Origin of the sequence: Pseudomonas sp. WMBT8, assembly GCF_050916005.1 — a bacterium.
In the GTDB taxonomy this organism is placed as follows: domain Bacteria; phylum Pseudomonadota; class Gammaproteobacteria; order Pseudomonadales; family Pseudomonadaceae; genus Aquipseudomonas.
Genome location: NZ_CP188096.1, coordinates 2,019,570 through 2,043,480 on the forward strand (window position 1 = coordinate 2,019,570; position 23,911 = coordinate 2,043,480).

Annotated in this window: 41 protein-coding genes and 1 tRNA gene; 19 read left to right on the forward strand and 23 right to left on the reverse strand. The window is 57.4% G+C overall.

Going from position 1 to position 23,911, the window contains the following annotated elements; translation table 11 throughout:
* The first annotated feature begins 17 nt into the window (after nt 1–17).
* The 4 genes from pheT to ACO77H_RS09210 all read left to right on the forward strand — a co-directional run bounded on the left by pheT (nt 18) and on the right by ACO77H_RS09210 (nt 3,206).
* The gene (gene pheT / locus ACO77H_RS09195; RefSeq protein WP_172314741.1) at nt 18–2,396 is read left to right on the forward strand and encodes a phenylalanine--tRNA ligase subunit beta; all 2,379 of its coding nucleotides are present in this window, start codon (nt 18–20) and stop codon (nt 2,394–2,396) included.
* A gap of 3 nt (nt 2,397–2,399) precedes the next feature.
* A complete protein-coding gene (gene ihfA, locus ACO77H_RS09200) occupies nt 2,400–2,702 on the forward strand; it encodes an integration host factor subunit alpha (protein ID WP_002553164.1) in 303 nt (100 codons plus the stop codon).
* A complete protein-coding gene (locus tag ACO77H_RS09205) occupies nt 2,683–3,039 on the forward strand; it encodes a MerR family transcriptional regulator (RefSeq protein ID WP_003174972.1) in 357 nt (118 codons plus the stop codon). Before ihfA ends, ACO77H_RS09205 begins: the two co-directional genes overlap by 20 nt.
* A 90-nt stretch (nt 3,040–3,129) precedes the next feature.
* Nucleotides 3,130–3,206 (forward strand) — tRNA-Pro (locus ACO77H_RS09210).
* A gap of 68 nt (nt 3,207–3,274) precedes the next feature.
* On the opposite strand, the gene ACO77H_RS09215 is transcribed toward ACO77H_RS09210, so the two are convergent.
* Both ACO77H_RS09215 and ACO77H_RS09220 read right to left on the reverse strand, forming a co-directional pair.
* Nucleotides 3,275–4,456 carry a tyrosine-type recombinase/integrase gene (locus ACO77H_RS09215; protein WP_432755744.1) on the reverse strand — a complete coding sequence of 394 codons (1,182 nt, stop codon included), beginning with the start codon at nt 4,454–4,456 and terminating at the stop codon, nt 3,275–3,277.
* The gene (locus ACO77H_RS09220) at nt 4,342–4,743 is read right to left on the reverse strand and encodes a hypothetical protein (RefSeq protein WP_432755310.1); all 402 of its coding nucleotides are present in this window, start codon (nt 4,741–4,743) and stop codon (nt 4,342–4,344) included. Before ACO77H_RS09220 ends, ACO77H_RS09215 begins: the two co-directional genes overlap by 115 nt.
* Before the next feature lie 333 nt (nt 4,744–5,076).
* On the opposite strand from ACO77H_RS09220, the gene ACO77H_RS09225 reads away from it, so the two are divergent.
* Complete coding sequence (locus ACO77H_RS09225; protein WP_432755311.1) at nt 5,077–5,274, forward strand: hypothetical protein; 198 nt, start codon at nt 5,077–5,079, stop codon at nt 5,272–5,274.
* Nucleotides 5,275–5,306: 32 nt separating this feature from the next.
* On the opposite strand, the gene ACO77H_RS09230 is transcribed toward ACO77H_RS09225, so the two are convergent.
* From ACO77H_RS09230 to ACO77H_RS09320, 19 genes are all read right to left on the reverse strand, one after another.
* A complete protein-coding gene (locus tag ACO77H_RS09230; RefSeq protein WP_432755312.1) occupies nt 5,307–5,750 on the reverse strand; it encodes a hypothetical protein in 444 nt (147 codons plus the stop codon).
* On the reverse strand, nt 5,750–6,052 hold the full coding sequence (locus ACO77H_RS09235; protein ID WP_432755313.1) for a hypothetical protein: 303 nt from the start codon (nt 6,050–6,052) through the stop codon (nt 5,750–5,752). Before ACO77H_RS09235 ends, ACO77H_RS09230 begins: the two co-directional genes overlap by 1 nt.
* A 142-nt stretch (nt 6,053–6,194) precedes the next feature.
* Nucleotides 6,195–6,572 (reverse strand): hypothetical protein, encoded by a 378-nt coding sequence (locus ACO77H_RS09240; protein WP_432755314.1) that lies wholly within the window; start codon nt 6,570–6,572, stop codon nt 6,195–6,197.
* Nucleotides 6,569–6,745, reverse strand: coding sequence for a hypothetical protein (locus ACO77H_RS09245; RefSeq protein ID WP_432755315.1), 177 nt, complete (start codon nt 6,743–6,745; stop codon nt 6,569–6,571). Before ACO77H_RS09245 ends, ACO77H_RS09240 begins: the two co-directional genes overlap by 4 nt.
* Nucleotides 6,742–6,921 carry a hypothetical protein gene (locus ACO77H_RS09250; protein ID WP_432755316.1) on the reverse strand — a complete coding sequence of 60 codons (180 nt, stop codon included), beginning with the start codon at nt 6,919–6,921 and terminating at the stop codon, nt 6,742–6,744. The genes ACO77H_RS09245 and ACO77H_RS09250 overlap by 4 nt, the downstream gene beginning before the upstream one ends.
* The gene (locus ACO77H_RS09255; protein WP_432755317.1) at nt 6,908–7,114 is read right to left on the reverse strand and encodes a hypothetical protein; all 207 of its coding nucleotides are present in this window, start codon (nt 7,112–7,114) and stop codon (nt 6,908–6,910) included. The genes ACO77H_RS09250 and ACO77H_RS09255 overlap by 14 nt, the downstream gene beginning before the upstream one ends.
* 250 nt (nt 7,115–7,364) lie before the next feature.
* Nucleotides 7,365–7,835, reverse strand: a complete 471-nt coding sequence (locus tag ACO77H_RS09260) for a class I SAM-dependent methyltransferase (RefSeq protein ID WP_432755318.1) — start codon at nt 7,833–7,835, stop codon at nt 7,365–7,367.
* A gap of 49 nt (nt 7,836–7,884) precedes the next feature.
* Nucleotides 7,885–8,346 carry a hypothetical protein gene (locus tag ACO77H_RS09265; protein ID WP_432755319.1) on the reverse strand — a complete coding sequence of 154 codons (462 nt, stop codon included), beginning with the start codon at nt 8,344–8,346 and terminating at the stop codon, nt 7,885–7,887.
* 88 nt (nt 8,347–8,434) lie between these two features.
* Nucleotides 8,435–8,977 (reverse strand): hypothetical protein, encoded by a 543-nt coding sequence (locus ACO77H_RS09270; RefSeq protein ID WP_432755320.1) that lies wholly within the window; start codon nt 8,975–8,977, stop codon nt 8,435–8,437.
* Between the two features lie 160 nt (nt 8,978–9,137).
* The gene (locus ACO77H_RS09275; RefSeq protein ID WP_432755321.1) at nt 9,138–9,899 is read right to left on the reverse strand and encodes a DNA cytosine methyltransferase; all 762 of its coding nucleotides are present in this window, start codon (nt 9,897–9,899) and stop codon (nt 9,138–9,140) included.
* Nucleotides 9,900–9,956: 57 nt separating this feature from the next.
* On the reverse strand, nt 9,957–10,268 hold the full coding sequence (locus ACO77H_RS09280) for a hypothetical protein (RefSeq protein ID WP_432755322.1): 312 nt from the start codon (nt 10,266–10,268) through the stop codon (nt 9,957–9,959).
* A gap of 2 nt (nt 10,269–10,270) precedes the next feature.
* Nucleotides 10,271–10,909 carry a hypothetical protein gene (locus ACO77H_RS09285; RefSeq protein WP_432755323.1) on the reverse strand — a complete coding sequence of 213 codons (639 nt, stop codon included), beginning with the start codon at nt 10,907–10,909 and terminating at the stop codon, nt 10,271–10,273.
* A 7-nt stretch (nt 10,910–10,916) separates the two neighbouring features.
* Nucleotides 10,917–11,414, reverse strand: a complete 498-nt coding sequence (locus tag ACO77H_RS09290) for a siphovirus Gp157 family protein (RefSeq protein ID WP_432755324.1) — start codon at nt 11,412–11,414, stop codon at nt 10,917–10,919.
* Nucleotides 11,411–12,142, reverse strand: a complete 732-nt coding sequence (locus ACO77H_RS09295) for a hypothetical protein (protein ID WP_432755325.1) — start codon at nt 12,140–12,142, stop codon at nt 11,411–11,413. The genes ACO77H_RS09290 and ACO77H_RS09295 overlap by 4 nt, the downstream gene beginning before the upstream one ends.
* 43 nt (nt 12,143–12,185) lie before the next feature.
* A complete protein-coding gene (locus tag ACO77H_RS09300; protein ID WP_432755326.1) occupies nt 12,186–12,413 on the reverse strand; it encodes a DUF551 domain-containing protein in 228 nt (75 codons plus the stop codon).
* A gap of 125 nt (nt 12,414–12,538) precedes the next feature.
* On the reverse strand, nt 12,539–13,078 hold the full coding sequence (locus ACO77H_RS09305; protein WP_432755327.1) for a DUF2591 domain-containing protein: 540 nt from the start codon (nt 13,076–13,078) through the stop codon (nt 12,539–12,541).
* Complete coding sequence (locus tag ACO77H_RS09310) at nt 13,062–13,322, reverse strand: hypothetical protein (RefSeq protein ID WP_432755328.1); 261 nt, start codon at nt 13,320–13,322, stop codon at nt 13,062–13,064. Before ACO77H_RS09310 ends, ACO77H_RS09305 begins: the two co-directional genes overlap by 17 nt.
* A complete protein-coding gene (locus tag ACO77H_RS09315; protein WP_432755329.1) occupies nt 13,319–13,594 on the reverse strand; it encodes a hypothetical protein in 276 nt (91 codons plus the stop codon). Before ACO77H_RS09315 ends, ACO77H_RS09310 begins: the two co-directional genes overlap by 4 nt.
* 1,041 nt (nt 13,595–14,635) lie before the next feature.
* Nucleotides 14,636–14,890: a hypothetical protein gene (locus ACO77H_RS09320; protein WP_432755330.1), complete on the reverse strand. Its 255-nt coding sequence runs from the start codon at nt 14,888–14,890 to the stop codon at nt 14,636–14,638.
* A 449-nt stretch (nt 14,891–15,339) separates the two neighbouring features.
* Between ACO77H_RS09320 and ACO77H_RS09325 the strand changes: the two genes are divergently transcribed.
* Nucleotides 15,340–15,657, forward strand: coding sequence for a DUF1654 domain-containing protein (locus ACO77H_RS09325; protein WP_432755331.1), 318 nt, complete (start codon nt 15,340–15,342; stop codon nt 15,655–15,657).
* Between the two features lie 51 nt (nt 15,658–15,708).
* Here the strand turns inward: ACO77H_RS09325 and ACO77H_RS09330 are convergent, their stop codons facing one another.
* Both ACO77H_RS09330 and ACO77H_RS09335 read right to left on the reverse strand, forming a co-directional pair.
* Nucleotides 15,709–16,032, reverse strand: a complete 324-nt coding sequence (locus ACO77H_RS09330) for a hypothetical protein (RefSeq protein ID WP_432755332.1) — start codon at nt 16,030–16,032, stop codon at nt 15,709–15,711.
* 69 nt (nt 16,033–16,101) lie between these two features.
* A complete protein-coding gene (locus tag ACO77H_RS09335) occupies nt 16,102–16,932 on the reverse strand; it encodes a S24 family peptidase (RefSeq protein WP_432755333.1) in 831 nt (276 codons plus the stop codon).
* An 89-nt stretch (nt 16,933–17,021) separates the two neighbouring features.
* Here ACO77H_RS09335 and ACO77H_RS09340 point away from each other — a divergent pair, with 89 nt between their 5' ends.
* The 13 genes from ACO77H_RS09340 (at nt 17,022) to ACO77H_RS09400 (ending at nt 23,818) form a co-directional block, all read left to right on the forward strand.
* Entirely contained in the window at nt 17,022–17,231 is a 210-nt protein-coding gene (locus tag ACO77H_RS09340; RefSeq protein WP_432755334.1) for a hypothetical protein, read from the forward strand.
* A 29-nt stretch (nt 17,232–17,260) separates the two neighbouring features.
* Nucleotides 17,261–17,470 carry a hypothetical protein gene (locus ACO77H_RS09345; protein WP_198865702.1) on the forward strand — a complete coding sequence of 70 codons (210 nt, stop codon included), beginning with the start codon at nt 17,261–17,263 and terminating at the stop codon, nt 17,468–17,470.
* A gap of 18 nt (nt 17,471–17,488) precedes the next feature.
* Nucleotides 17,489–17,731 (forward strand): hypothetical protein, encoded by a 243-nt coding sequence (locus ACO77H_RS09350; protein WP_432755335.1) that lies wholly within the window; start codon nt 17,489–17,491, stop codon nt 17,729–17,731.
* 84 nt (nt 17,732–17,815) lie between these two features.
* A complete protein-coding gene (locus tag ACO77H_RS09355) occupies nt 17,816–18,571 on the forward strand; it encodes a phage antirepressor KilAC domain-containing protein (protein ID WP_432755336.1) in 756 nt (251 codons plus the stop codon).
* The gene (locus ACO77H_RS09360; RefSeq protein ID WP_432755745.1) at nt 18,571–19,437 is read left to right on the forward strand and encodes a DnaT-like ssDNA-binding domain-containing protein; all 867 of its coding nucleotides are present in this window, start codon (nt 18,571–18,573) and stop codon (nt 19,435–19,437) included. The genes ACO77H_RS09355 and ACO77H_RS09360 overlap by 1 nt, the downstream gene beginning before the upstream one ends.
* On the forward strand, nt 19,427–20,236 hold the full coding sequence (locus ACO77H_RS09365; protein ID WP_432755337.1) for an ATP-binding protein: 810 nt from the start codon (nt 19,427–19,429) through the stop codon (nt 20,234–20,236). The genes ACO77H_RS09360 and ACO77H_RS09365 overlap by 11 nt, the downstream gene beginning before the upstream one ends.
* Nucleotide 20,237: 1 nt before the next feature.
* Entirely contained in the window at nt 20,238–20,456 is a 219-nt protein-coding gene (locus ACO77H_RS09370; RefSeq protein WP_432755338.1) for a TraR/DksA C4-type zinc finger protein, read from the forward strand.
* Complete coding sequence (locus ACO77H_RS09375; RefSeq protein ID WP_432755339.1) at nt 20,449–21,186, forward strand: hypothetical protein; 738 nt, start codon at nt 20,449–20,451, stop codon at nt 21,184–21,186. Before ACO77H_RS09370 ends, ACO77H_RS09375 begins: the two co-directional genes overlap by 8 nt.
* On the forward strand, nt 21,183–21,371 hold the full coding sequence (locus ACO77H_RS09380) for a helix-turn-helix domain-containing protein (protein WP_432755340.1): 189 nt from the start codon (nt 21,183–21,185) through the stop codon (nt 21,369–21,371). Before ACO77H_RS09375 ends, ACO77H_RS09380 begins: the two co-directional genes overlap by 4 nt.
* The gene (locus ACO77H_RS09385) at nt 21,368–21,835 is read left to right on the forward strand and encodes a recombination protein NinB (RefSeq protein WP_432755341.1); all 468 of its coding nucleotides are present in this window, start codon (nt 21,368–21,370) and stop codon (nt 21,833–21,835) included. The genes ACO77H_RS09380 and ACO77H_RS09385 overlap by 4 nt, the downstream gene beginning before the upstream one ends.
* Nucleotides 21,832–22,560, forward strand: coding sequence for a metallophosphoesterase (locus ACO77H_RS09390; protein ID WP_432755342.1), 729 nt, complete (start codon nt 21,832–21,834; stop codon nt 22,558–22,560). The genes ACO77H_RS09385 and ACO77H_RS09390 overlap by 4 nt, the downstream gene beginning before the upstream one ends.
* Nucleotides 22,557–23,141, forward strand: coding sequence for a recombination protein NinG (locus ACO77H_RS09395; RefSeq protein WP_432755343.1), 585 nt, complete (start codon nt 22,557–22,559; stop codon nt 23,139–23,141). Before ACO77H_RS09390 ends, ACO77H_RS09395 begins: the two co-directional genes overlap by 4 nt.
* Entirely contained in the window at nt 23,138–23,818 is a 681-nt protein-coding gene (locus tag ACO77H_RS09400) for a hypothetical protein (RefSeq protein ID WP_432755344.1), read from the forward strand. Before ACO77H_RS09395 ends, ACO77H_RS09400 begins: the two co-directional genes overlap by 4 nt.
* Nucleotides 23,819–23,911: the final 93 nt, after the last annotated feature.

Sequence of the window (23,911 nt, forward strand, 5' to 3'; positions counted from 1 at the left end):
ACCTTTAGGAGAGCAGGATGAAATTCAGTGAACAATGGCTGCGTGGTTGGGTAAGCCCGCAGGTAAATCGCGATGAGCTGGTTGCTCGTCTGTCGATGGCCGGTCTTGAGGTCGATAGCGTTACGCCGGCCGCCGGTGTTTTCAGTGGCGTGGTAGTGGGCGAGGTGCTGAGCACCGAGCAGCACCCGGACGCCGACAAGCTGCGTGTGTGCCAGGTCAGCAATGGCGCGGAAACTTTCCAGGTCGTGTGCGGTGCGCCAAACGTGCGCCCGGGCCTGAAAATCCCGTTTGCGATGATCGGTGCCGAGCTGCCCGGTGACTTCAAGATCAAGAAAGCCAAGCTGCGTGGCGTCGAGTCCAACGGCATGCTGTGCTCCCAGGCGGAGTTGCAGGTTGGCGAAGGCAATGATGGCTTGATGGAGCTGCCGGCTGATGCGCCAGTAGGCCAGGACATCCGTGTCTATCTGGACCTGGAAGACGCCAGCATCGAAGTCGACCTGACTCCGAACCGCGGCGACTGCCTGTCCCTGGCTGGCCTGGCCCGTGAAGTCGGTGCGCTGTACGGCGTGCCTGTCACGCGTCAGGTAGTGACAGCGGTCCCAGCAGTCCACGACGAAGTGCGTTCCATCGAAGTGCTGGCACCAAACGCGTGCCCGCGCTACCTGGGTCGTGTGATCCGCAATGTCGACCTGTCCCGGCCGACCCCGCTGTGGATGGTCGAGCGCCTGCGTCGTGCCGACGTGCGCAGCATTGATGCCGCTGTCGACATTACCAACTACGTGATGCTGGAGCTGGGTCAACCGCTGCACGCCTTCGATCTGGCCGAGATCAACGGTGGGATCCGCGTGCGTATGGCCGAGGAAGGCGAAAAGCTGGTCTTGCTCGATGGCCAGGAAGTCACCCTGCGCAGCGATACCCTGGTGATTGCTGATCATTCCCGCGCCCTGGCCATTGCCGGTGTGATGGGCGGTGAGCACAGTGGTGTGTCCGCGACGACCCGTGACGTGTTCCTTGAAAGCGCGTTCTTCGACCAGATCGCTGTGGCGGGCAAGGCTCGTTCTTACGGCTTGCACACCGATGCCTCGCACCGCTACGAGCGTGGCGTGGACTGGCAACTGGCCCGTGAAGCCATGGAGCGCGCCACCGGCCTGCTGCTGGAAATCACCGGCGGTGAAGCTGGCCCGATCACCGAGACGGTCAGCGAGCAGTATTTGCCGTCGATTGCACCGGTGACGTTGCGCGCTCAGCGCGTCGAGCAAATGCTCGGCCTGGTGATTGAAGAGGCGCAAATCGTGCGCCTGCTGACCGGTCTGGGCCTGGGCGTCAGCGCTGATGGGGAAGGGCAATGGCGTGTAGAAGTGCCAAGCCATCGCTTTGATATCAGCCTTGAAGTCGACCTGATCGAAGAGCTGGCCCGTCTGTACGGCTACAATCGCCTTCCGGTTCGTTACCCGCAAGCGCGCCTGGCCCCGCAACCCAAGACCGAAGCCCGTGCACACCTGCCTGAGCTGCGTCGCCTGCTGGTCGCCCGTGGTTATCAGGAAGCGGTGACCTACAGCTTCATTGATCCCAAGCAGTTCGAACTGTTCACCCCGGGTGTCGAGCCGCTGTTGCTGGCCAACCCGATCTCCAACGACATGGCAGCCATGCGCTCGTCCCTGTGGCCAGGCCTGGTGAAAGCACTTTCCCACAACCTGAACCGTCAGCAGGACCGCGTGCGCATGTTCGAAAGCGGCCTGCGCTTTGTCGGCCAACTGGACGGCCTGAAGCAAGAGCCGATGCTGGCTGGTGTGGTCTGCGGCAGCCGTTTGCCGGAAGGTTGGGCGCAGGGTCGCGACCCAGTGGACTTCTTTGACGTCAAGGCGGACGTGGAAGCGGTGCTGGGCTTTGCCGGCGCGCTGGATGCCTTCGCGTTTGTCCCTGGCAGCCACCCGGCCTTGCATCCAGGCCAGACTGCGCGCATCGAGCGCGAAGGTCGCCTGGTCGGTTTCGTCGGTGCGATCCACCCTGAACTGTCGAAAACCCTCGGTCTCGACCGTCCTGTGTTCGTCTTCGAGCTGGTGTTGGCTGAAGTCGCTGCGGGCAAGATGCCTAAATTCAGCGAGCTGTCGCGTTTCCCGGAAGTGCGTCGTGACCTGGCCCTGGTGGCGGATCGTGATGTCGCGGCCAGCGCCGTGCTGCAAGTAATCCGAGAAAATGCAGGCGAATGGCTGACGGACCTCAGGCTATTTGACGTCTATCAGGGTAAAGGCATTGATCCGCATAGAAAAAGCCTTGCAGTTGGCTTGACCTGGCAGCATCCATCGCGCACTCTTAATGACGATGAGGTGAATACCACGACGCAAAATATCCTCACCTCGCTCGAACAAAGGTTGAACGCCACGTTAAGGAAGTGACGTATGGGGGCTTTGACGAAAGCTGAGATGGCGGAACGTCTGTACGAAGAGTTGGGTCTGAACAAGCGCGAGGCCAAGGAATTGGTCGAGCTGTTTTTTGAAGAAATCAGGCACGCTCTGGAAGACAACGAACAGGTCAAATTGTCCGGTTTCGGCAATTTTGACCTGCGGGACAAACGCCAGCGGCCTGGCCGCAATCCAAAAACGGGAGAAGAAATCCCGATCACGGCTCGCCGTGTGGTCACCTTTCGTCCAGGGCAGAAGTTGAAGGCCCGAGTTGAGGCTTATGCTGGAACCAAGTCATAACGACGAGCTACCCGTCATCCCAGGCAAACGCTACTTCACCATTGGTGAAGTCAGCGAACTCTGTGCGGTAAAACCGCATGTGTTGCGCTATTGGGAGCAGGAGTTTCCTCAACTCAACCCCGTCAAACGCACCGGGAACCGTCGGTATTATCAGCGCCAGGATGTGCTGATGATCCGACAGATCCGCGCGTTGCTGTACGACCAGGGGTTCACCATCAGCGGCGCACGCCAGCGTATGTCCGGTGATGAAGCCAAAGACGACACCACCCAATACAAGCAACTGATACGCCAGATGATCTCCGAATTGGAAGATGTACTGGTGGTTTTGAAAAAGTGAAACAAGCCTTTAAAATACTTCCACATTTCAAATGCTTGCGGTATATTCCTGATCGCTTCGTTATGAAGCGAACCCAGTTTCACGCCTAGTCGGGGCGTAGCGCAGTCCGGTAGCGCACTAGCATGGGGTGCTAGGGGTCGAGTGTTCGAATCACTCCGTCCCGACCATATTTTTCAATGACTTAGCCCAATCTGAAAAGGTTGGGCTTTTTCATGCGTAGGGACTTTTGCGGGGGTCATCCCGTTTTTCTCCTCAAGATAGTCAGCGCCGGCCCGCGAGAGTCGGTTGCAGATACTTTGTTCGCAGCCTCAATCAGATGCTGCAGCTCCGGGGTAGAATAGTGGCTCGTAATGCTGCCGTTCTTATGCCCCAACAATGCTTTGCGATCTTCCTCTGTCACGCTTGCTGCACGTAGCCTTCTGCCAAAGGTGTGTTTCAGGTCGTGAATCCTGATCGATCTAAACCCAGGATGTGCCGGCGCCTGGTGAGTCTTCTCCCACTTGTCCGCTGCGCGCACCCTGGCTTTCTTCCAGGCCGAGTCATTCATGCGATGAATTGCCGTTGGCCCGAACTGATCTGGTTGCCCGTACGGGAACACCAGGTCTTTGTGCAGGCCGCGCTGCTTGTCGATGATCGACATGGCCACCTTGTTCAGGATCACCAGGCGTTCATCGCCATTCTTCACCCCAGCTTTCTCACTTCGCCCGCCGAACCCGGCAGGTATCAGAAACACGCTGGTGTTAAGCGCCGGCACGCGTATCTCCCAATCCCACCGCAATTTGCAGACTTCCTGTTCCCGGCACCCGGTGTTCACTTTGTAGAGGGCCATCCTCAAAAGGTGGTCCGGCAGCTCGGCGAACAGCATTGACTGCTCATCCCATGACAGCGGGTAAGGTTTCCTGCTGGACTTCTTTTCTTCCATCATCGATATCATCGGCACGCTTTCCAGCCACGGCCGCTTTTCTGCATCCCGCCACTTGCGGTGGCATAGGTTCAAGATCCTGACGACTCGTTGTAGGGCGATGTTCACCGTCCTGTTCGATACGCCTGGCCTGACCTTTCCCTGTGCTGTCCTGGTCGGCCTCTGCCGATCACGCACAAACGGCGCCAGGGTGCCGTCATCGATGTGCGTGATTGGCAGATCGCCGAGGTACGGGTCGAGCTGCTCAATATGTGAAGCGGAAAGCCCGATTGATGCTTGGTCTTTGAACTCCACCAGGAACCGCGTGGCAGCCTCACGCCAGGTTCGCACCTGGCGCACGCCGTAAACCTTCTCCTGGCGCAGCTTTTCCAGCCGATGGATCAAGTACTGCTCGGCTTCTTCCCTCTCGCTTGTTCCAGTGCTTTCTTGAAGTCGGCAACCTCTGACGACTTTGTCGATGTGCCAAATCCCGTTCCTCTCGTAGAGGCCCGACATTGTTTTTCGCGCCATTGTTTTGCTCCTTGGCGCCCACTGCGGGGCGGATTGTTGTCCTGATCGGTCTGTTTTTCAATCGCCATGGCTTCGACGTAGGCGTCTGCCCACTGGTCCAGCTCGTGGCGGTCAAAGCCAACGCCCTGTTTTCCAATGGGGAATTCACGGACGTGAGGACGGACGGTGTTTTTGAAAACCTCTCGGCACATGCCGAGATATGCGGGTGCTGCCGAAGCGCGGATGAAACGCGGCGCGGTCTCTAGGACCGTCGCCAGCTTTGTGTTGGCCATAGAAATACCTCGCCAGGCCGTCGCCGGCTGGTGCTGTTGAGAGTGGTTAGGTGTTGAGTTGGGGTGGTCTCGGCTGTGCAGATAGCTGGCGCCAGAGGCCATCGGGAATTGAAAACCGGCTAACTTTCTTTAAAATTGTGCCGATCGTTTAGTAAACTTCATCGCTCGCTATAGAGTGCGTTGATGAAGTTGTTGAGATGTTTTGTAGAACCATGGTTTTTGGTCGGTGTACCTGCTTTGGTTCTTGGTTTGTTTTTCACATGACCGACCCTACTTGGGCTTGGCGCCTCGCTGCTTGTTTGTTCATTTGTCAGCAGGTAAAGGAGCGTTTCTATGAGCACATACTGGAATGAAGTAGCGGTTTTGATTCGGCGGGTCGCCAGTGCTGGCAAGCGCCTGGAAGACTTTCTGCAGCGTGTCCCTGATCCCTGGAAGGCGGCTGACAAGAAAGAGTTTTCCGCTCTGCATGCTGATCTTTTACAAGCGCAGGAAGCCTATTCAGCGTTTGAGCATTCCAAGCTCGATTTTTGAGTCTGATCACGGGTAAGAGTGGAGGGGAGCGCTTACTTGTTGTTGAGGCTGGCGGCTTGCTTTAATGCGCCATATCCACGCTCCTGCAAAAACCGCTGGTTGATTTCGTTGGCTTGCTCGCGGGTCATTGGGTAGCAGGTGGAGCACTCTGGGTCGCCACATGAAAGCTTTGTAACTTCGTCAGTGACAGGGCTTTTAACTGAAAGGCCGCAAAGTACTGATGGTTGAACCCGAACATTTTCAAAGGTTGTCGATGGGCGGATCCTGAGGGACGGCTTTCCAGCAAACCCGACTGCTGGACCGTGTGAATAGTCGCAATACGCCTCACCATAGATCTGATGCATGTCCAACTTCTCGCCTTCGGACTCCCTTGAAATCTTTGCATTCCACCACTCGCCACCAATGGTTCCAATAAATATGCCTGCCAGTAGGCCGCAGCTGGCACCGGTAACCCACAGAGTTACTGGATCAGTCATCACTCATCCTCCCCAGCTTTGGCGCGGGACTGGAACTCGGCGGCAGGTGTAAGCGTGCGTGCGTAGTCCAGCAGTGGTGCAGACCAGTCACGTCCTACGCCGTCGTCGAACGCGAACAGCATGCCAGCGAGGGCTTTCTCCAGGCCGAGTGCGCGTTGCGCCAGCGCATCCATCGCGCCAAGCTGGCTATTAATGGCCTTAAAGGCCAGGTCTACTGTGACGCGCTCTGACCTGTTGATTGTTTCAAGCTCGCGAATGTGCGCAATAGCAGCATCTAAGTCATCTTTGATCTTGTCGCTCATACGACCTCCACAGCCTTGAATTGACCCGGCATCCAAAGCCGGCTTGGCTCGCCACGGTAGAAGCTGACGTAGCTCCCTGACTTGGCGGTTGACTTCGACACGCGGTGCCATCGGCCGGCGTTGTCTTTGATTCGGTGGGTGGTCATGGCTGATCTCCACTGCCCATGGCGTCGTCGATTGCCTTGTCGAGCGATTCCATCGAAAGGATGTCTTCATGCTCTGCATAGCCGCAGATGATTGGCGGCATCAGGTAGTCGCTGTCCGGCTCAAGGTCTTCCTGGTTGTCCGGGTCACGCAGCCATCTATATCGCTCGGCATCAGCTTGATCTTTCCGCCATTCATCTCGCAGCGCCGCTGCAGCAGCCACTAAGGTTTCGTTCTCGGCCTTTAGCTTTTCGATGTCTGCCACTAGGTGCATCGCAACTGATGGTGTGCACACCATGTTCCACAGGTCTTCCTTGAGGGGGAAATCATCGTTAACTTCCTGGGCCAGCCGCTTCAGTTCGCTGTAGTCGCTCATGCATCACCCCGTAAAATACGATCGTGCTTGATCAGCGCTTTAGATTTGGAGGCGATATGCCAGCGCTTCATGGTTCCGTTTCCGGCAATCCAGGCTATCGTGTGCTCCCACTCGCGGAATTGGCGCCACAAGACGGCCAGCGCCCGGCCAGTAATTTCAATGTGCTGACTCATGCCTTCCTCCCAGCTTCACGCTGTGCTTTGTTCCAGCCGGCTGCCCAGCGATGGTTAGAGACGGGTGATTTTTCCCCGTCGAATGGGTTGTCTTTGGGGCCTGCACCCTTGATGAAGGCCAGAAAGCCCTGCTCGAATGGGTTGATCTTCTGGCCGTGCAGTTCAGCTGCTGACATGGCGGGCCACCTCGATCACCTGGCGCATTCCCTTCGCGTAATCCGCCGGCCGAACCTGGGACGCCGTTTCAAGGTTGCGCACCATCGTCTCCACCGGCCCGCAACCATCAAACATGCACTTGGGTAGGTGGGATGCCTGCTCAATCATCTGCGCGGCGAACCGTTGTCCTTCCCATATTTCAATCTGAGACATAGGGGGTTCCTTGCCGCACCTGGCGGCAGTGCTTTGATTAGTCGAGGGTCGCCTGACTTTCAGGTTCGTACGGCTTGCCGTCTGGGTCGTGGACCATTACCGGAACATGCTGGCGGATGAACTCGTCGAGACACTTTGGGCATGGGACAGTGCTATCGAAATACCCAGTCGTTCCGCACTTGGGGCACTTCATTGGTTTTGGAATAAAGAACATGGGGTGTCCTTGCCGCGCTGGGCGGCAGAAGGTGGGTTAGGGTTTCTTCATGAAGGTGATCCAGTGCGTTTTCTCGCGCTTCCCAGACTTGTGGCCAAACAGCGGCTGTTCGTCGGTAAGCGCCAAGATTTCGCTGACCCGGACCTGGGTCTCGTTCCACTTGAAGATCAGGAACTGTCCGGGCCGAAGAACCCGGAAGCACTCCGCGAAACCTTTGCGCAGATCGTCGCGCCAGTCGTCGGTCAGGATTCCGTACTTCAGCCGCAGCCAGCTTTCGCGGCCGGCGCGCACCAGGTGCGGGGGATCGAATACCACCATGTTGAAGGTGGCATCGGGGAATGGCAGGTTCCGGAAGTCCATGATCACGTCGGGCTCGACCTTCAGCACCCGCCCATCACACAGCACATGCTCTTCATCGCGGATATCACCGAACAGGGTGCGCTGGTCGCCTTTGTCGAACCACATCATTCGGCTGGCGCTGCATGGGTCGAGGACTTGTGCGTTCATGGCCTCGGCCCCTTGTAGATGAAGACGTAGGCGAACCAGAGGGTGGCGCTCATGGCGTCACCGCCTGATTTCCGAAGCGCTCCAGCAGTTCCTGTTCGAGCTGGGCGGCCAGGTCGTCGTAATTATCGAGGCGCATGGTTCGCATGCACTGATTGTCCGCATCCCAGCCGCTCGGCACTCCATGGTCTGCCCACCAGTTACGTGCAAACCGGAACACGTCCATGGCTGCATCGGTACGAAACTCGTATACATGGCCGGGCGCCCCCTGCCATTGAAGGTTTTCCCCTCCGATCAACGCCTTTAAGCGCCGAGCGAGCTGGCCCTTGCCAAGCGCAATGCCAAGGTTCCCGCGACCGATCATGTATTGATACTGAGAAAAGTGTCTGTCCTGCTCGCTATCGCGCTTCAGGCCCTTGGTGCCGCCGATGTAGTTGTCGATCACGCCACGGGCTGTTTTTTTGACCTGCGCGCGCCATATGGCCTGCAGGATTTCTGCGTCGGTAACTTTCATTGGGCGAACGCATCCTTGCCGCTATAGCGGCTGACTTTGAAGGGGGAGGGGTTACAGGTTTTGCGGGTGGAGTACGGATGTACTCCTTTCAGGTTTTGGCTGACTCAGCCTTCATGGCCAGGCCCGATACGGCCTTGCTGTAGATGAATTTGATCTGATCCCACGGGATGGTGTGTTTCTGCCCGTACTCGCCTTCACCGTCGCATATTGAGCAGCCTTCGACTGGCTCTTCAAGCTCGCAGCACTCAGGGCACTCTTTGGTGACCAGCAGCTTGAACTCGCCGAGCAGCAAGGCTTTGGCGCCATTCTCAGCGGTAAGTTGGCGGGGCATGATGCAGTAGCCATCGGGCACCTCCGCTATTGGCGTGGGCCGCTCTATGCCAGCAGACATTTCACCGATAGCCATGGTCGCAATCTCAAAAGGCTTTTCACCCATCCGAGAAACCTTGGCAATTTCGTTCAGCGCTGTGACTGCATGATCCAGGCGATCATCCGCTGCGGTCAGGCGCTGTTGCAGAGCGTCACGCTCGGCGGTTACCCGGTCGAAGTCGGATGCGCGCACGGCATCCTCGATCATTGAGCCGCCGATCTCTTGCGGAACCCAGGTTTTAAATCGAAGAACTTCACTCATGACCCACCTCCAAATAATCAGAAATCACAACCGACGGCCTCTGTAGGCAACCGGCATAAACACATAATTGCCTCGGTCATCTTGAATGACCGTCCACTCAGCATTGGTCAGTCGAGCCATTAGCTCGCTGAATCAGTATTGGCGGATCATGGGGATACCTCTATGTTTCGAGATAGGCGGCTATGAACTGCGTTGCTGCTTTAGCGTCAAGGCCGTTTCCGTAGGCGCGCAGTCGTCCCACTCTGCTGGCAGATTCATCAACCAGCGGGTAAATGCCGGGTTCAATTGGCCGCTTCTTGCCATCGGGTCCGTTGAACCATGCTTGGCCAAAGCTAATAGCATTGGTAGCGTCTTGCCCTTGGGGTGAGCAAGCCACTTTGTGTAGAACTCCGGGCTTGCTGATTCGCTCCGCCAGTCCCTGGCCGCCGGCGTTGGCCACAAAGTAAATCCTGTCCCGTAGGTGGAACGCACCAGCGCTCGCGGCCTGGATAGGCATTGCCCCGAATGCGTAACCCATTCCTTCCATACCACCTCGCACAAGTGAGAGCCATTCAGATGCACTCGCAACCTGCTCTCCAAAGATGACTGGAGGTTCGCACTGGCCGATGAGCCAGGCGAAGCTTGGCCAAAGGTGTCTTGGGTCCTCAAACCCAGCTCCAGCGCCTGCCGCGCTGAAAGGTTGGCAAGGACAGGAACCGGTCCAAACAGGTCGATCATCTGGGAACCCGGCACGGCGAAGGGCGAGCGACCAAACTCCGATCCCTGCAAAGAAGTGGCATTGCGTGAACCCGCGCAGGTCGCTTGGGTGGACATCTTCGATACTCCTTTCATCCACGATGCCTGGCGCGATGTGGCCGGCCTCTATCAGGTTTCTCAGCCACTGGGCTGCGTAGGGGTCGAACTCGTTATAGTAAGCGGCCATACGCGTCTCTCAGGTAGGCGCCGCCCTCCGGTTACCGGATGCAGCGAGTAGGGTGGGTTATTCGTCGTGGCAGATGCGCAGCGATTCGCGGTTGTAGGCGAGTTGAAGTTTCGCCGACACGTTTTCGCTGATGGTTATTTCGTGTCGCGGCGGAGCGAGAAGCTGAGCTGATCCCGCCGGACCCAGGCCGTGCAGGTGGTGAATCATCAAGGTCATGGCCTCGCCCTGTTCCTCGATGCCGTGCCAGGCCATCAGGTCAGCTAAGGCCTGGCGGGTGCCGGCCATGGTGTGGAGTCTCAACTCTTCCTCGCCGCGGCTCTTTCGCTTCGCCGCGGTCTTTGCCGATCGTTCTTTCTGTTGGGCCGCCATGATCAGGCCTGCTGGGCTGGTTTCGCGAAAAAGGCAGGCGCTGGGCCTTTGGTGTCTTTCGGATAGTCGATGCCGAACTTCTCAAGCAGCCGCTCGAAACTCTTCCGAGTGGTCTGAGTACTTTCGCGCGCCTGGTTTCTGCTGAAACCTCGCGCCAGGAATTCACGGATCAGACCGGCGTTTCTGGCGTCGCGCTCTTCATCGATAAACCGCAGATCCTTGTTGCTGCGCGAATCTGATCGCTGAAACTTGAATCCGCCTTTCTCCGCAAGCCTGTGCAGCGTCCGCAGGTGCATGCCGGTTATCAGGATGGCCTGGGTGTAGGTCATGGTCTCGGCCAGCTTCCTGACGTACTCCAGCTCTTCATCCTTGGCTTTATCGCGCAATGCCTTCATTTCATCGCGCTCTATATCGCGGAGCGCCATTTTGTCCAGGCATGTCATTTGCTTGGGCTCCTGGCTTGCTGCCTTGGCTGGCTTGGGCCTTGGAGCTGGGTGGTGTCTTGCCGGTGGCGGCCTGAAGTTCGGCCCCTCCAGCACCTGGATAGTCCCTCCACTGATCAAGAAGGCTTCGATGTCGTGGGCCAGTTCGTTGCATGCTGGCCGAAGAGCCTCGACCATGCTTAGGTGGTTGCTGATCATGATGACCTCACTTGATGCTGATCGAGCTTTTGCCGATCTCAGGGTGGGCGCCTGGGACTTCCTGACCATCCTTCAAAGCCTTGGCGATGGCCGCCTTGTCCGGTGCGCTGGTTACTTTGACGTTTACGAAGTCATCAGGGATGGCCTTCTCGTCGTCAATGACCACGACAGGCTTGCCCTTGCCGCAGGTGATGGTGAACAACGGGTGGGTGATCTTGGTGATCCCCGCCGCTTCCATGTTGCTGCGCAGGTACTCCTTTAGGCTTTCCTTGCGGTTGTTGATGATCCGCTTGCGCTCGGTCAGCCGATCAATCTGTGACTGGATGGCCTCGAGGTCGCCGTCGATGTTCAGGGTGATCATGGCGATGGCCTTTCCCTTCTCCTGGAACTCGCCTTCGATCCCTTCCATGGTGTCGCGCAGGGCGACTGCCAGGTCTTCGTCGGCGGTATCAGCCAGGGCGGCCAGCTCTTTGAACTGCTCAGCAATCGTGTAGAGCGTGGTCATGCTGCTGACTCCTGATCAAAGCGGGCTTTCTGCTCGTCGTACTCGCGCACGATCCGGGTGACGGCCTTGGTGTCGTTGCGCAGCGTGAGGCGGCGCACGGCCACGTCATGGAACGACTTGAGTTCCTTCGGCGTCCTGGCGGTCTTGAGAGATTCGATGACGGAAGCGATGTAATCCAGGCGCTCCTGTTTCTGCCGGTCTTCCTCGGCAGCCTGATCCTCGGCCTGCTCGATGGCCTGCTCGTCCGCCAGGGCGCTGACATAATCCTTGTCGTCGAACATCCCCAGGAACACGTCGGCGCTGAACCCGAGCATCGACAGGGACTTCTTGATGGCGTCGGTGAGGGACTTCTTTGGAGCCTCGCCATCGGTCGTTGTGCCGTACTTGCTCTTGTAGAGGTACGGTGTACAGCCATACTGTTCGAACTCGCCGCGTTCGCCGTCCTGCTTGATCCAGAAGCGGATCTTCACAGTGTGGTTCAGCTCAAACCCCAGCGTGGCGCGCTTATCGCCTTCGCCGACGAAGATCTCGGCGCCCTTGTCGAAGCGTTCTTCCAGCACCGTCCAGCCAAAACCAATGCCGACCGGGCCGAATATCTCCGTGGCCTTCATGATCATCGCCGTGCCGTTCAGGCTGGTGATCTGCTGGCCGCCGACCTTGGCGTCTTTGGTGTACCGGGTATCGGTCTTCTCGACGCGATTCCAGATCTGCATGTTTTTATCGGACATGACTATCTCTCCGCGCCACCGGAGAGGGGCGCTGTGAAGGGGGTTATTGGGCTGGCGGAGTTGGAAGTGGCATCCAGTGTGTTATCTGGCTTGGCGGGATTTCGTTGTAGGTATTCCATTGCGCCCATGGCGTACCCACCCAATTACCAGCATCGAAGTCGCACTGGCGGACGATATGTCCATCGGTTGCAATTACGGGTATCGACTCGAAAACTTCCACTTCGCCGATTTGCAAGGGCAGTCGTTCGCTACATGCAATCCATTCGGTCATGACGTTTACCTATTGAGTGATGAGCCCGCCGATAGCGGGGCCCAGGAATAGGACGGCGTAGAAGATCAGGCCGGTGATGAAGAAGGCCCAGCGGATGGCGCGGCGCCTGTGCTGCTGGTGGGTGGTCACGACAGCAGCTCCTTTGGCACTTTTACGGTGTCGCCGAGGACTGAGGCAGCGATGGCGCGGCAGGCGGCGATGAGTGGAGTTGAGCCGCACACAGGAAAGCAGTTCTGATCCCAGGGCTGAACAAGCCAATACGAAGGCGATCCGCCGAAACTGATGGCAAAGGGTGTCAACGTAACGGCGTGCTTTTCGATCAGCGGGCCGCCCTGGCTCCAATCGGTGGATGGCGAATAGCAGTACCAGCCATTGATAGCCTCGGCGTCTTCCACCATCTGCCGACAGCTTGGGGAATTGGGGTCAGTGACCACGGCAACGCCTTCAGCCTTCGCCACAGCCCAATCAAGCGCTACACCCGACAGGTCTTTCGTCTTCACTTCTACGAACTCACTCACATCGCCACCTTGCAAGTCCAGCGGCCCGCACACTTGCAAGGCTGCTCGATCCATTTCACGTCTACCAGAAACAAGAAACCCTGATTTCTCAGGGCCTCGGCGATACCTTTGAATGATCCGGCGATGATGGTCATAGCGCTCGCCCATATTGGAGTTCGTAGTCTGCAAGCCGCTTGGCCGCGCTCTGTTGCTGTAGTTCCCGACGCCTTTCCGATACGGCGTTGACCAGAAGCTGCATCAGCTCCACCGATTCCTCGGTGCTGATATGGCCTTGCCCGACATTCGCCTGGATCAAGCCTTCGCAGAAGTCTTCATCGGGTCGGCATGACTTGCAGATCTGCGTGATCTGCTGCTGGATCATTTCAATGGCGCGCTGGTGATAGTTTTTCATGCTGCCAGCCTCCCTTTTCCAAGCTTGCGGGCGTCAATTTCGAACCACAGCTCCCTTTCGATCATGGGAACGTATTCCTTGCTTTCGGCAATCACGGCCAATTCCATCTGGCACACGTCCATCGGGACGCGGTCGGCGTCGTACATGGTCCCGGACAACACGTTGAACGTCAGTTCCCGGCTGCCATTCCGGTACTCGTCTGGCAGAGCTTCCTCGCAATACGTCACCTCCACCTGGAGGACGTACCCTTCAACTATTACTTCGTAAGTCATGGTCGCCTCCACATGGCGGGGTTATTCGGTTGGTTCTGTTGGTCGTTGTTCCATTTGCTTCCTTCGATAGCTAGATGGCGTATCAATCTTCCACCACCCGCTATTCCTTGATGTGGCGTAATACCACCGACCCATTTCGTCTTTTTTGTAGAACCCCGCCATGAACTTTGTTGTTTCTGGCGCCCATGCTTGCGCTCCAGTAGGGGATCGACTCCAATTCACGTCGCTCATGGCGACCTCCAGTGTTTGGGGTTAGGCGGAACGGGCGGACGCTGAATAGTCAGCGATCTTGATTGCCAGATCTTCGGCTGAGCATCCAAGGGCGCTTGCCACGAACGAAACCAGTTGCGCAGATTCAGCTCGGCTCAGCTTCGTACTGAGGCCGTCTTTAGCCTTCTCAGGGATGCTCCGAAGAGCGTCGTATGCTTCTGTGTACGGGTAACGGCTCATGACTCTCTCCATTCGTTGGTTCACCCGGTTGGCGGGCGTAAAAAAGCCCGAGCATTGCCCGGGCTTTCGGTGCTCCACATAGACCTCCCTACGTGGCGCGGGGTTGGCGACTGAGCGCCTATTTAGTTCCACTTCATGGCAAACCCTCCGTTGTTCGCTCACTGGGAAGGCAGTGGCCACCTATTGAATCAATCCGCATGTGCGGGCTTCTGCTACCTTTCGGCTCCCTCCCGGCGGGATGTGCAGTGGGCCCCGGGGTTGATGCAGAGGCCGGAGCTGATCCCGGCACGACTATTAGCGGCCTTAGTGACACCGGAGTTTCACCGGGGCGAAGGTTTCAGCCGCTTATTCTTGGACTCGCCGTGGCCATCTGGGCGCTTACTCACTTTACCGGCCACGATTCCCGCGATCCCTCAGGTCTTACACTTACCCATCAGCCTGGGCATTCATCTGCATCGGGGATCACCCTGCCTGTAACGACATTTGATCAGGACGATTCAAGGTGATTTCCGATACGTCCTCTCCCTATACGAGTCTCCCCAAGGAAAGGATCGGGCCAATTTTCGTCTGGCGGACGTGCAAGGAGTGGGTTCATGCAGCGAATAGATCTTGCTGCAGCGGCTGAGGTTTGCAGCGTTGAAGTCCGGCGCGAATCGCCAATTCCAGCTCCTCAGCATCCTGCTCCAATTCAGGAAACTGCCCTGCAAACTCGCTTACGGCCTTGCGAATTTCGGCAGCTTCGCGCTGCAGTGAAGGGATCACGATGCTGAGCATGTTTCCTACCGTTCGCAGATCAAGGCTGCACTCCCGGCAAAGTCGGATGTAGTCGATCATGTACTTGGGCATGTCTTGGTCTCCTGGGCTTCCAAATACCTCCAGGGGGACTAGAGGCATTTGTGAACCCAGATGGCAGGCCTGAAACAGCAGGTCGCCATCTGTGAGCCGTGAGCAGCTACTGGCTGCACTCATCGGCGTGTATCTAATGTCAAAGAACGGTTGGTTCCAGTCGGTCCCCGGTTAGGGGGCTGGGAGATCACTTCGCTGATCCCTGGCTATCTGGCGGCTTCACCAGTCGTGTGGCGGGTCTTGGTAGGCCCTTCGCAGTCCCTGAAGCGCTGCGATGTCGACAATTTAGAAAACTTAACAAAATACGTCAACACATATTTTAAGAAAACTTAACAGGCGATGCGAATGGGCTCTTGGGCAGGGGTGTTAGATCAAAGGTTTACGGCTCATAAAACGATGGGTATCATCGGGCTATAACTGTATAGATATACAGTCAAATGGAGCGTGAAATGGCCAATAAGAAAAAGCAGGGGCAGCAGGAGAGGGCGGTGATGAGCGGCCTAGAAAGCCTCGGGCTACGAGTTTCGTCGATGATCAATCATCCAGTCGCCCAGCAGCAGCGATGGGTGACAATTCATCGCCTCGACACGGATGGAGACCGTGAATGGGATGAGGTCATGGGGCTCCTGTCTGAGACAGACGGTATAGAGATGACATTCAACGATGACGGCACGGTCACGCTTAAATGGGAGGCCTTATCCGAAGATGACCCTCAGGTTGAAGAGGTTGAGGAGTTCATTTCAGTCGAAGAGGTGGCACCTTTTTGACGGGAACAAAAAAGCCCGCTCAGTGGCGGGCTTTTTCATGGTTTTGGCAAATTATCCGCGTCTAGCGCCTGCCAACGTCCCGTATTTTGATTCGTACTTATAGAGCTTGTCCAAGCACGTCCACTGGATATTATCCCTAACCGCCGGCACCGGATTAGCGTCACGGTCTCCCCAGCAAAGGTCTATTTCGTGCTGCGCATATTCTTGATCGGACATAGGTCCAGAAAGCCATGCGACCACAAAAATGACACCAAAAAGGGCGATGGTTGCGATGATCCCCAAGAGCCATTTCGGTTTTTTAGGCTGGGTAGAAGGTTGGCTCTGCGTCGGATCCGAAATACGGCTAGCCCCAGAGTAGTTGTCGCGGTTGGTCATTCTAATTCCCTAAGTGGCCTCTTTTGATCAGCGGCGCATCTGCTGGATATGGATCGGGTCGAGGGGTTATTAAGCTTTACGGGCATTCCAGATGAGCAGAACTTTGGCGTGGATGGTTACGTCATCAATCCGTGCTGTCTGGTTTTCGTAATGCTGATTGTCGGAGATCAGTCTGTAATGGTCTTCGTCTAGCCGCATCATCCGCTTTATGTACAGCTCCTGATGCCAGGTCACGACGTAGATTCCCTCTCCAATGAACTCGGTAATTCCCCGGTCCACAATGACTAGGTCCTTGTCATTGATAGTGCCTTCCATACTCTGGCCCCAACCGGTGATCATGGCTAGGGCAGAAGTTGACGTGTAGGTAACACCCTTCTCGCGCAGCATTTCCTCGCGCACGACCAGGTTGCGCACTGCTTCATTATAGTCGGCTGGCACCTGGCCATGCCCCATAGCGCCACGGACATCGTACTGAGGGATGAGTATTTCTTCCTTTAGCGGTCGTAAGGTCGCCAGATTGGCCGGCAGGTACGACTGATCATCTTCGATAGATGTATCCGCCTGAACTGCCGCCGCCAGAACCATTTCGCGCGCCTTTTCTGACAGATTTTTCCCTGCCTTCGATGCCAGCATGTGCGCGACGAGCTCAGCGCTCGATGAGCCTGCCTTAGGGGAATAGACGGCGCCGGAGTCTTCAGGCTCTCCAGTACCCTCTGAAAGCCAATCAGGTGAGCACTCCAAGGCCTTGGCCAGGGAAAGCAAGTTCTTCCCCTTGGCGCCATTGGTTCCGCTCAACCAAAAGCTGACCGTCGCTTTAGAAACGCCAGTCAGTTTGCTGATGTCGGTTGCGTTGAGGTTGAGCTTCCTCATGCGCGTCATTACGCGGTCTTTGAATTCCATATTTAGGATTCTAAACACAACAGTGTTTAGATAACTTGCCTTGTGCTGTTAAGAACTCTAAACTCGGCGTAGACACTGGAGACACAACCATGACCTACGACCAAGCACTTGAACATTTCGGCACTGGCCGCGCTATCGGCGACGCCCTTGGCGTGACCGGCAGCCGGGTATCTCAGTGCCGGACCACGGGCGGGTTCTCCTACCCAATGCAATGCGTCCTGGAGAAGGAATCGGGCGGGGTGCTTGTAGCCAAGCGCGAAGACGACCCATCCCAGCCGCTCAAGAAATCCGCCGCTTAACCCTTTCGAACAACCAAGGAGCCTCACCAATGGCATATGACGACCCGTCACACAAACGCAGCGCTGTGATCAAGGCGCGATACACCCCTGAAGATTTGCGCTACCTGCGCATGGAAGCCAAACAGGCCGGCATGCAGCTCGCTACTTACATCCACGAACTTTCAATGGTTGCACGCCGCTTAGGTGCCGCCCAGCTGATACGAGAGATGAATGCCTGTGCACAGGATAAATCAGCTTAAGAGCCCTATGGAGGACCTATGCCTGAAAGAACCTTCGACCTCCTGGAAGAAGGGGCTCAGGACGAGGTTAGACAGTTAAGTGTCGAGCTCGGATGGAGCCTTGAAAACGCGACGAAAGAGTACCTGCGTGCAGGTAGATCACTCGCGATCCAGGCCCAGATGGAGCAGATGAAGCGCAAAGCGCCTCTGCTTTCTCTGGTTGAACACAAAAAGGGCCTCGAAAGGGCCGAAAAAGGAGGGGCTGATGATGGTCCTGATTAGCCACAACCAAACAGCAGACGAAAAAAAACCACCTGGCCGGGTGGTTTCTTCAACAGCGCATTGCAAAACGTTCTGGAGTGAATAATGCCAATTCCCCAATCAGTCGTCAATAACAACGAATCCGCGCCACGTTTTCTGCAATCGCAAAACGTGGCGCGGACAATGACCAGCATTGAGCTACGTGAATTGATCAACGGCGCACGGTCTCTCGCGGGCGAGCCAACAGTTAGGAATGACCACTTCCTTTCTCGCATCGAGGATGAGCTTGGCGATGAGCTTGAGGGGGTGCAAAAGTATTTCACCCCCTACCACGGAAACCAGGTCGCCACTTATAACCTGAGCCTTGATCAGTGCATGTTGGTCGGCATGCGTGAGTCGAAGGCCGTCCGCAGGTCGGTACTTCAAAAGCTCAAGACTCTGGAAGGGCCTCGCGTTATCGCGACGCTTCCTGACTTCTCCAATCCGGCAGCAGCGGCTCGTGCCTGGGCCGAACAGTTTGAACTACAGCAGCAGGCTAATCAGGCCCTCATTGAGGCTGCGCCTAAGATCGCCTTCGTAGAACGTTACGTCGAATCAACTGGACTGAAAGGCTTCCGCCAGACCGCCAAGTTGCTCAAGGCCAATGAATCACGATTCCGCGAATTCCTCTTAGACAAAAAAATCATGTACCGAATGGGCGGTGAGTGGCAGGCCTACCAGCCTCACATCGACGCAGGGCGCTTTGAAGTGCGCGCCGGCACCAGTGACAGCGGTCATGCCTACAACCAATCCAAATTCACCCCCAAGGGAGTCAACTGGGTTGCCGGCCTGTGGGCTCAGTACAAACTGGAGGCCCAATGATGGCGCGCATCCGAACAGTCAAACCCGAGTTCTGGTCGAGTGAGCAGGTGATGTCCTGCACGCCGCTGGCTCGCCTCCTATTCATCGGCATCTGGAACTTCTGCGACGACGGCGGCAATCACCCGTTGTCGCCGCGGACCATTAAGGCCCTCGTGTTCCCTGGCGACGACATAACCGTTGAATCGGTTGATGGCCTGCTGGGCGAACTGAAGTCATCCAACCTGATTGCTCTCTACTCAGTCGAGAGCAAAACCTACCTGCATGTGCGCGGTTGGCGGCACCAGAAAATCGACAAGCGCACCTTCAAATACCCTGCATTTATCGGAGGCCCTGACCAAAGCTCGCCGAGTGGTAGTCGAGTGCTCGACGAGGAGTCGTCGAATGGTAGTCGAGTCCTCCCCCCCGGAAGGGAAGGGGAAGGGAATGGAAGGGATCAACACCACTCTCTCAACGCGGGTGAAGAAATTCAGGGATCGGGCTTCGAAGGCTTCGATGATCTTGAAGACCTTCCCCTGGAAGATGACGAACCGCCTGTTGACCCAAAGGCTCCAGTCGAGATGACCCTTGATTGGATGCCTGACGCCAATCTGCTGAAGACCTACTGCATCCACTTCGGCGTCTCGACTGACCTGTTCACCAAGGAGGCCGTGGCCCCTTTCACAGCCCACCACGAAACAACCGGTCTTCTGCAAACCCAAACCAAATGGGTATCCCTGCTCGTGAAGTGGGTGAAAGACGACAAGAACCGGGCCAGCAACGTCAGGCCATTCGTGAAGCGTGAGGTTTCATCTCGCCACACCGGCTTTTCTGAGCGCGACTACACCGCCGGCCTGATCCAGCGGGAGGATGGTACCTATGCGTTCTGAAAAAGTCGTTTCGATGCCCGGCACTACCCCGGCTCCGCAGCAAACCACCGGTGCCTGTGAAGACCACGGCCAGTTCCCGCAACAGGTCAACGTAATTTTCGGCAAGGAGTTCAAGACCGGTTGCCCTGAATGCAGCCGTATCCGCAACGAGGAAGAAACCGCCCGCAAGGAGGCTCAGGAAGCCCAGGCGCTGCGTATTCGAATGGCTGAGAAGCTGGGCTCTGCACTGATCCCTAAGCGCTTCTCTGGCAAAACCTTCGACGGTTACATCGCGGACACTGCCGAGCAGAAGAAGGCGCTGAAGACCTGTGCCCGGTACGCCGCTGAGTTCAAGCAGATCGCCGCCGCCGGCCGCTGCCTACTGTTGCTGGGCAAGCCCGGTACCGGCAAGACTCATCTGTCGGTCGCTATCGCCAACCAGATCATGGCCACGTCGAGCGCTACCGCCGTGTATCGCACCATCGGCTCAGTGCTCCAGGCCATCAAGGCGACGTTCAACGATTCCTCCACTGATCAAAGCGAAAGCAAGATCCTGTCGAGCCTGATCAGCCCATCACTGCTGATCCTCGACGAAATCGGCGTGAGCAAGGAAAAGCCCAGCGACTTCGAGCTGACGACCCTGTTCGCCATCATCAACGGCCGCTACGAAGAGCTGCGGCCTACCGTCATCGTCTCCAACCTCGACGCGAAGGCCTTGGCCAGCGCTATCGGTGAGCGTTGCGCAGACAGGCTTCGGGAAGGCGGGGTGATCGTCATTCCGTTTGAGTGGGAATCGCAACGTGGCAAGGAGGGTTTTTGACATGGCCGACATCTGTGATGACGCCGACATCGTAATCCAAGAGGCCCTGAATCGGTCCCTTGCCCAGATCCCAAGCTACACCGGAATAAGCGCCACAGAGTGCGTGGAGTGCGGAGAGGGGATACCGGAGGGTCGTCGTGTGGCTATTCCGGGGGTTCAGCTTTGCGCTCCGTGCAAGGCGCTGGAAGACGTGCGGAAGCTGGGGGTGCGCCGTGGGTGATCATTCCGAACTGAAGCGGCTGGCTACGCGCATCGTCGAAGTCCAGACATCCCAGGATGTGCCGATCAGCAAGCTTTTCGATGATTTCGACGCAGCTACGAGCCCAGAGGTAGTCCTGGCCCTTATCGCCGAGAACGAGAGGCTTGAGCGACTTGCGCTTGATTCAGTCAACGCAGAGTACGCGGGCAGCATGGATCTTGAATCCATTTGCGCCGAGCGCGACCAGCTCCGCGCCGAAGTCGCCGGCATACGCACCGGCTACGAAGCCTACGAGCAGGTGAATGCTGAGCTGAAGGCTGAGGTGGAGGTACTGCGCAAGGATTCGGACAAGTGGAAGATCGTGCAGCGTGCCGGGGACCAACTCCTAGCCGATGAAGGTCGCGCCGCTATCTGGTCGGCATGCTCGCGAATCCTGATCAGCGTTGCTAGTGAGCTGAATTCAGGTCGCAGCGTTGTCACCGAAGAAGGTGTAACCAGCGGCGGCGTGGAGATTGGTGACTGGCGCGTCACGGTTGAGCGCATCAACGGCGCCAATCAGGGTGTCGAGCCTGACCTCGACACCCAGCGCAAGGATGCTGAGCGGTATCGCTTCCTCTGCGAAAAATTCGGCGAGACAAAGCTCCCGTGCGCCCTTGAGCGAATCCTTGCCGGCGGCCTGTACATAGCCGACGGCAAGCCATCCATTGATTCAGCCATCGACGCCGCCCTGGGCCAGGGAGCGCAGTCATGAAGCCGCTTGACGAGAAAGTACTCGCTCACCTTCGTGGAATCAACGGCTCTACCGCCTGGGCCATGCACAGCGGCCTCGGCTCAACCCGCGAGGAAGTCAGCAAGGCGTGCCAGCGCTTGAAGCGCAAGGGGCTCGTTAAAACCTCGGAAGGCCAATCGACCTACTGGCAGGCGGTGAAGCCATGACCAACGTAATCCACAAGCCGCGCCACTTCTGGATCTCTGGCCGTAACCGCGTCCGTGACGTGTTCAAGCTGGCCTACCTGTTTGCTTTCGAGCTTTCGGCGGATAGCGCCGTCGAGATTATCGTCCGCCCGGTCAAGTCCCGCCGCACCCTGGAGCAGAACGCCAAGCTGTGGGCAATGCTTGGCGACATCTCCCGCCAGGTTGAATGGCCGGTCAATGGCGTCATGCAGAAGCTCGACAGCGAGGACTGGAAGGCGCTGATGACGGCTGCGGCGCGCCAGGAGATCCGCATGGCCCAGGGCATCAACGGTGGCGTGGTCATGCTGGGGGTCAGCACCAAGCGCATGACCGTGGCCGAGCTGGGCGACGTGATCGAGTGCATGTACGCCTTCGGCGCCGACAAGGGCGTCACCTGGAGCGAGCCGAAAGGGCAGATGCCAGAGCAATGGGAGGCTGCGGCATGAGCCAGATAAAGCGATTTGAGATGAACACTGCCGGCCGAGATTTCGCGGTTGGCGACATTCACGGGCACTTCACCCGGCTGCAGAGCGCGCTGGATGCCACCGAATTCGATCCTGCAGTTGACCGACTCTTCAGCGTTGGTGATCTAGTCGACCGGGGGCCTGAGTGCCGTGACGTGCTGGCCTGGCTTGACAAGCCATGGTTCAACGCGGTGCGCGGAAACCATGACGATTATGTCGTGCGCTTCGACACCTGCGATGCGGAAAACTGGATCTATAACGGCGGCTCCTGGTTCGCCGGGATGAATCGCGACGAGCAGGAAGAGTTCCGTGTCCAGTTCGCCGAGCTGCCATTCGCCATCGAGGTCGAGACTGCTGGCGGATTGGTCGGCATTGTTCACGCTGAATGCGGTCGCGCCACCTGGGCTCAGTTCCGGGCCGAGTTGCTTGAGCCAATCCACAGCCGCCAGGAACAGAAGAACATGCGCAACACAGCTATGTGGAGCCGCAAGCGTATCGATGCTATGGACGAATCAGGTATTCCAGATTTGCTAGCAATGATCGTCGGGCATGAGGTCGTAAGCGAGGCGACTTGGCTGGGGAACGTTGCCTATATCGACACTGGCGGACATCGTGGCGGGCACTTCACGCTGATGAATCTCCAGACGCTCGAATTCATCCCACCGGTGAATCCAAAAATCCACTGGGATTGGGAGGGACGCGCATGAGCCTCTCTGCCAAACAACCCAAGCCCAAGACATGCCGCAACCCAGCATGCAGGGACTCATTCGTCCCGCAGCGGCTGGGGCAGGCGGTGTGCAGCCCTAAGTGTGCGCTGGCCACCGTAGAAGTGCAGAAGGCCAAGGAGAAGAAGTCGCTGGCCCAGGCCGGCCGCCGGGATATCAAGGTGCGCAAGGAGGCGCTCAAGACTCGAGCGGATCACCTCAAGGACACGCAACACGCTTTCAATGCATGGATCCGCCAGCGTGACGCGGGACAGCCATGCATTAGCTGCGGGACCACGGCTGATGTTCAGTACTGCGCCGGCCACTACAGGACGACTGCAGCCGCCCCAGAGCTCCGTTTCGAGCCACTCAACGTAAACCTTCAGTGCAATCGCAACTGCAACATGGGCAAGTCCGGGAACCTTCTGGGGTATCGGCCTGGCCTGATCGAGAAGATTGGCATCGAGGCTGTCGAGTGGCTTGAAGGCCCTCATGAGCCAAAGAAGTACACCGTGGAAGAGCTGAAGGCGATGGCCGCCGATTACCGGGCAAAGACCAGAGAACTCAAGAGGGCTGCCGCATGAACTACCAAAACGTTATTTCTGCAGTCGTCCGCGCCCTGGCAGCGGAAACTATCAACAGTGCCGGCGGGTGCAACGTCGAGCCTCGAGTGCAGACCAGCAAACTGAAGGGGGAGATCACCGGTAAGGATGCGGCCCTGCTTGCTGACTGCATCGTGCACAAGCTTCTGCATGCCCAGCTCAGCCCGCGCCACTGGAATGCATTGGTGGCGAAGTACAGCACGCACCGCGGGCGCAAGATCGACTCCATCGGGCGGCTTGTCGCGGTTGTGCCTTCGCCGGCGCCGCTGCGCTTCACTCAGCAGGCGGTACTAGTGTGGGCTGTGCCGCAGCAGTCGAAAGGCATAAAGCGCGCCGTGATCGAGGTCAAAGCTCCAAAGCATCGGGAAAACAAGGATGAGGGCCAGTGGGACTGGCGCAACAAAGCAGCCGACGCAGATGTTGCGCGCGCCAACAAGCACGCCAGGTCAGTGGCCGAGTCGAAGCCTGGGGAGATGATCGTCCTATCCGAGTCAAACTACGATATGACGAACTGGGATTCACAGGGCCTGACAGAGCGCACCTATCAGCGTTGGAACAAGGCCATCAAAGGAGTGCTGGAGTCGATGGTGGACGAGGCTTTGGTCGATGCACAGCACATGCTTGAAGCGGTTGGGGTGCTGTCCGTGGAGGCGGCTTGAAAATAGTCCCTCAAAAGGGCTTGCAATATCATGTCGCCATGTCGCATTATTAGCTCATCCTGTCATTCCTGCGCGTAACGAGGTTGACTGTAA

Coding starts and splice junctions, on each gene's coding strand:
- pheT (WP_172314741.1), top strand. CDS start 18: ATGAAATTCAGTGAACAATGGCTGCGTGGTTGGGTAAGCCCGCAGGTA.
- ACO77H_RS09205 (WP_003174972.1), top strand. CDS start 2,683: ATGCTGGAACCAAGTCATAACGACGAGCTACCCGTCATCCCAGGCAAA.
- ACO77H_RS09250 (WP_432755316.1), bottom strand. CDS start 6,921: ATGTCAGCAGCTGAACTGCACGGCCAGAAGATCAACCCATTCGAGCAG.
- ACO77H_RS09255 (WP_432755317.1), bottom strand. CDS start 7,114: ATGTCTCAGATTGAAATATGGGAAGGACAACGGTTCGCCGCGCAGATG.
- ACO77H_RS09355 (WP_432755336.1), top strand. CDS start 17,816: ATGCCAATTCCCCAATCAGTCGTCAATAACAACGAATCCGCGCCACGT.
- ACO77H_RS09380 (WP_432755340.1), top strand. CDS start 21,183: ATGAAGCCGCTTGACGAGAAAGTACTCGCTCACCTTCGTGGAATCAAC.
- ACO77H_RS09370 (WP_432755338.1), top strand. CDS start 20,238: ATGGCCGACATCTGTGATGACGCCGACATCGTAATCCAAGAGGCCCTG.
- ACO77H_RS09270 (WP_432755320.1), bottom strand. CDS start 8,977: ATGAGTGAAGTTCTTCGATTTAAAACCTGGGTTCCGCAAGAGATCGGC.
- ACO77H_RS09345 (WP_198865702.1), top strand. CDS start 17,261: ATGGCATATGACGACCCGTCACACAAACGCAGCGCTGTGATCAAGGCG.
- ACO77H_RS09310 (WP_432755328.1), bottom strand. CDS start 13,322: ATGAAAAACTATCACCAGCGCGCCATTGAAATGATCCAGCAGCAGATC.
- ACO77H_RS09395 (WP_432755343.1), top strand. CDS start 22,557: ATGAGCCTCTCTGCCAAACAACCCAAGCCCAAGACATGCCGCAACCCA.
- ACO77H_RS09235 (WP_432755313.1), bottom strand. CDS start 6,052: ATGAGCGACAAGATCAAAGATGACTTAGATGCTGCTATTGCGCACATT.
- ACO77H_RS09260 (WP_432755318.1), bottom strand. CDS start 7,835: ATGAACGCACAAGTCCTCGACCCATGCAGCGCCAGCCGAATGATGTGG.
- ACO77H_RS09390 (WP_432755342.1), top strand. CDS start 21,832: ATGAGCCAGATAAAGCGATTTGAGATGAACACTGCCGGCCGAGATTTC.
- ACO77H_RS09305 (WP_432755327.1), bottom strand. CDS start 13,078: ATGGGCGAGCGCTATGACCATCATCGCCGGATCATTCAAAGGTATCGC.
- ACO77H_RS09385 (WP_432755341.1), top strand. CDS start 21,368: ATGACCAACGTAATCCACAAGCCGCGCCACTTCTGGATCTCTGGCCGT.
- ACO77H_RS09300 (WP_432755326.1), bottom strand. CDS start 12,413: ATGACCGAATGGATTGCATGTAGCGAACGACTGCCCTTGCAAATCGGC.
- ACO77H_RS09215 (WP_432755744.1), bottom strand. CDS start 4,456: ATGTCGGGCCTCTACGAGAGGAACGGGATTTGGCACATCGACAAAGTC.
- ACO77H_RS09335 (WP_432755333.1), bottom strand. CDS start 16,932: ATGGAATTCAAAGACCGCGTAATGACGCGCATGAGGAAGCTCAACCTC.
- ACO77H_RS09230 (WP_432755312.1), bottom strand. CDS start 5,750: ATGACTGATCCAGTAACTCTGTGGGTTACCGGTGCCAGCTGCGGCCTA.
- ACO77H_RS09360 (WP_432755745.1), top strand. CDS start 18,571: ATGGCGCGCATCCGAACAGTCAAACCCGAGTTCTGGTCGAGTGAGCAG.
- ACO77H_RS09350 (WP_432755335.1), top strand. CDS start 17,489: ATGCCTGAAAGAACCTTCGACCTCCTGGAAGAAGGGGCTCAGGACGAG.
- ACO77H_RS09400 (WP_432755344.1), top strand. CDS start 23,138: ATGAACTACCAAAACGTTATTTCTGCAGTCGTCCGCGCCCTGGCAGCG.
- ACO77H_RS09295 (WP_432755325.1), bottom strand. CDS start 12,142: ATGTCCGATAAAAACATGCAGATCTGGAATCGCGTCGAGAAGACCGAT.
- ACO77H_RS09265 (WP_432755319.1), bottom strand. CDS start 8,346: ATGAAAGTTACCGACGCAGAAATCCTGCAGGCCATATGGCGCGCGCAG.
- ACO77H_RS09290 (WP_432755324.1), bottom strand. CDS start 11,414: ATGACCACGCTCTACACGATTGCTGAGCAGTTCAAAGAGCTGGCCGCC.
- ACO77H_RS09275 (WP_432755321.1), bottom strand. CDS start 9,899: ATGGCCGCTTACTATAACGAGTTCGACCCCTACGCAGCCCAGTGGCTG.
- ACO77H_RS09225 (WP_432755311.1), top strand. CDS start 5,077: ATGAGCACATACTGGAATGAAGTAGCGGTTTTGATTCGGCGGGTCGCC.
- ACO77H_RS09220 (WP_432755310.1), bottom strand. CDS start 4,743: ATGGCCAACACAAAGCTGGCGACGGTCCTAGAGACCGCGCCGCGTTTC.
- ACO77H_RS09280 (WP_432755322.1), bottom strand. CDS start 10,268: ATGGCGGCCCAACAGAAAGAACGATCGGCAAAGACCGCGGCGAAGCGA.
- ACO77H_RS09320 (WP_432755330.1), bottom strand. CDS start 14,890: ATGCCCAAGTACATGATCGACTACATCCGACTTTGCCGGGAGTGCAGC.
- ACO77H_RS09365 (WP_432755337.1), top strand. CDS start 19,427: ATGCGTTCTGAAAAAGTCGTTTCGATGCCCGGCACTACCCCGGCTCCG.
- ACO77H_RS09285 (WP_432755323.1), bottom strand. CDS start 10,909: ATGATCAGCAACCACCTAAGCATGGTCGAGGCTCTTCGGCCAGCATGC.
- ihfA (WP_002553164.1), top strand. CDS start 2,400: ATGGGGGCTTTGACGAAAGCTGAGATGGCGGAACGTCTGTACGAAGAG.
- ACO77H_RS09245 (WP_432755315.1), bottom strand. CDS start 6,745: ATGAGTCAGCACATTGAAATTACTGGCCGGGCGCTGGCCGTCTTGTGG.
- ACO77H_RS09240 (WP_432755314.1), bottom strand. CDS start 6,572: ATGAGCGACTACAGCGAACTGAAGCGGCTGGCCCAGGAAGTTAACGAT.
- ACO77H_RS09330 (WP_432755332.1), bottom strand. CDS start 16,032: ATGACCAACCGCGACAACTACTCTGGGGCTAGCCGTATTTCGGATCCG.
- ACO77H_RS09325 (WP_432755331.1), top strand. CDS start 15,340: ATGGCCAATAAGAAAAAGCAGGGGCAGCAGGAGAGGGCGGTGATGAGC.
- ACO77H_RS09315 (WP_432755329.1), bottom strand. CDS start 13,594: ATGACTTACGAAGTAATAGTTGAAGGGTACGTCCTCCAGGTGGAGGTG.
- ACO77H_RS09340 (WP_432755334.1), top strand. CDS start 17,022: ATGACCTACGACCAAGCACTTGAACATTTCGGCACTGGCCGCGCTATC.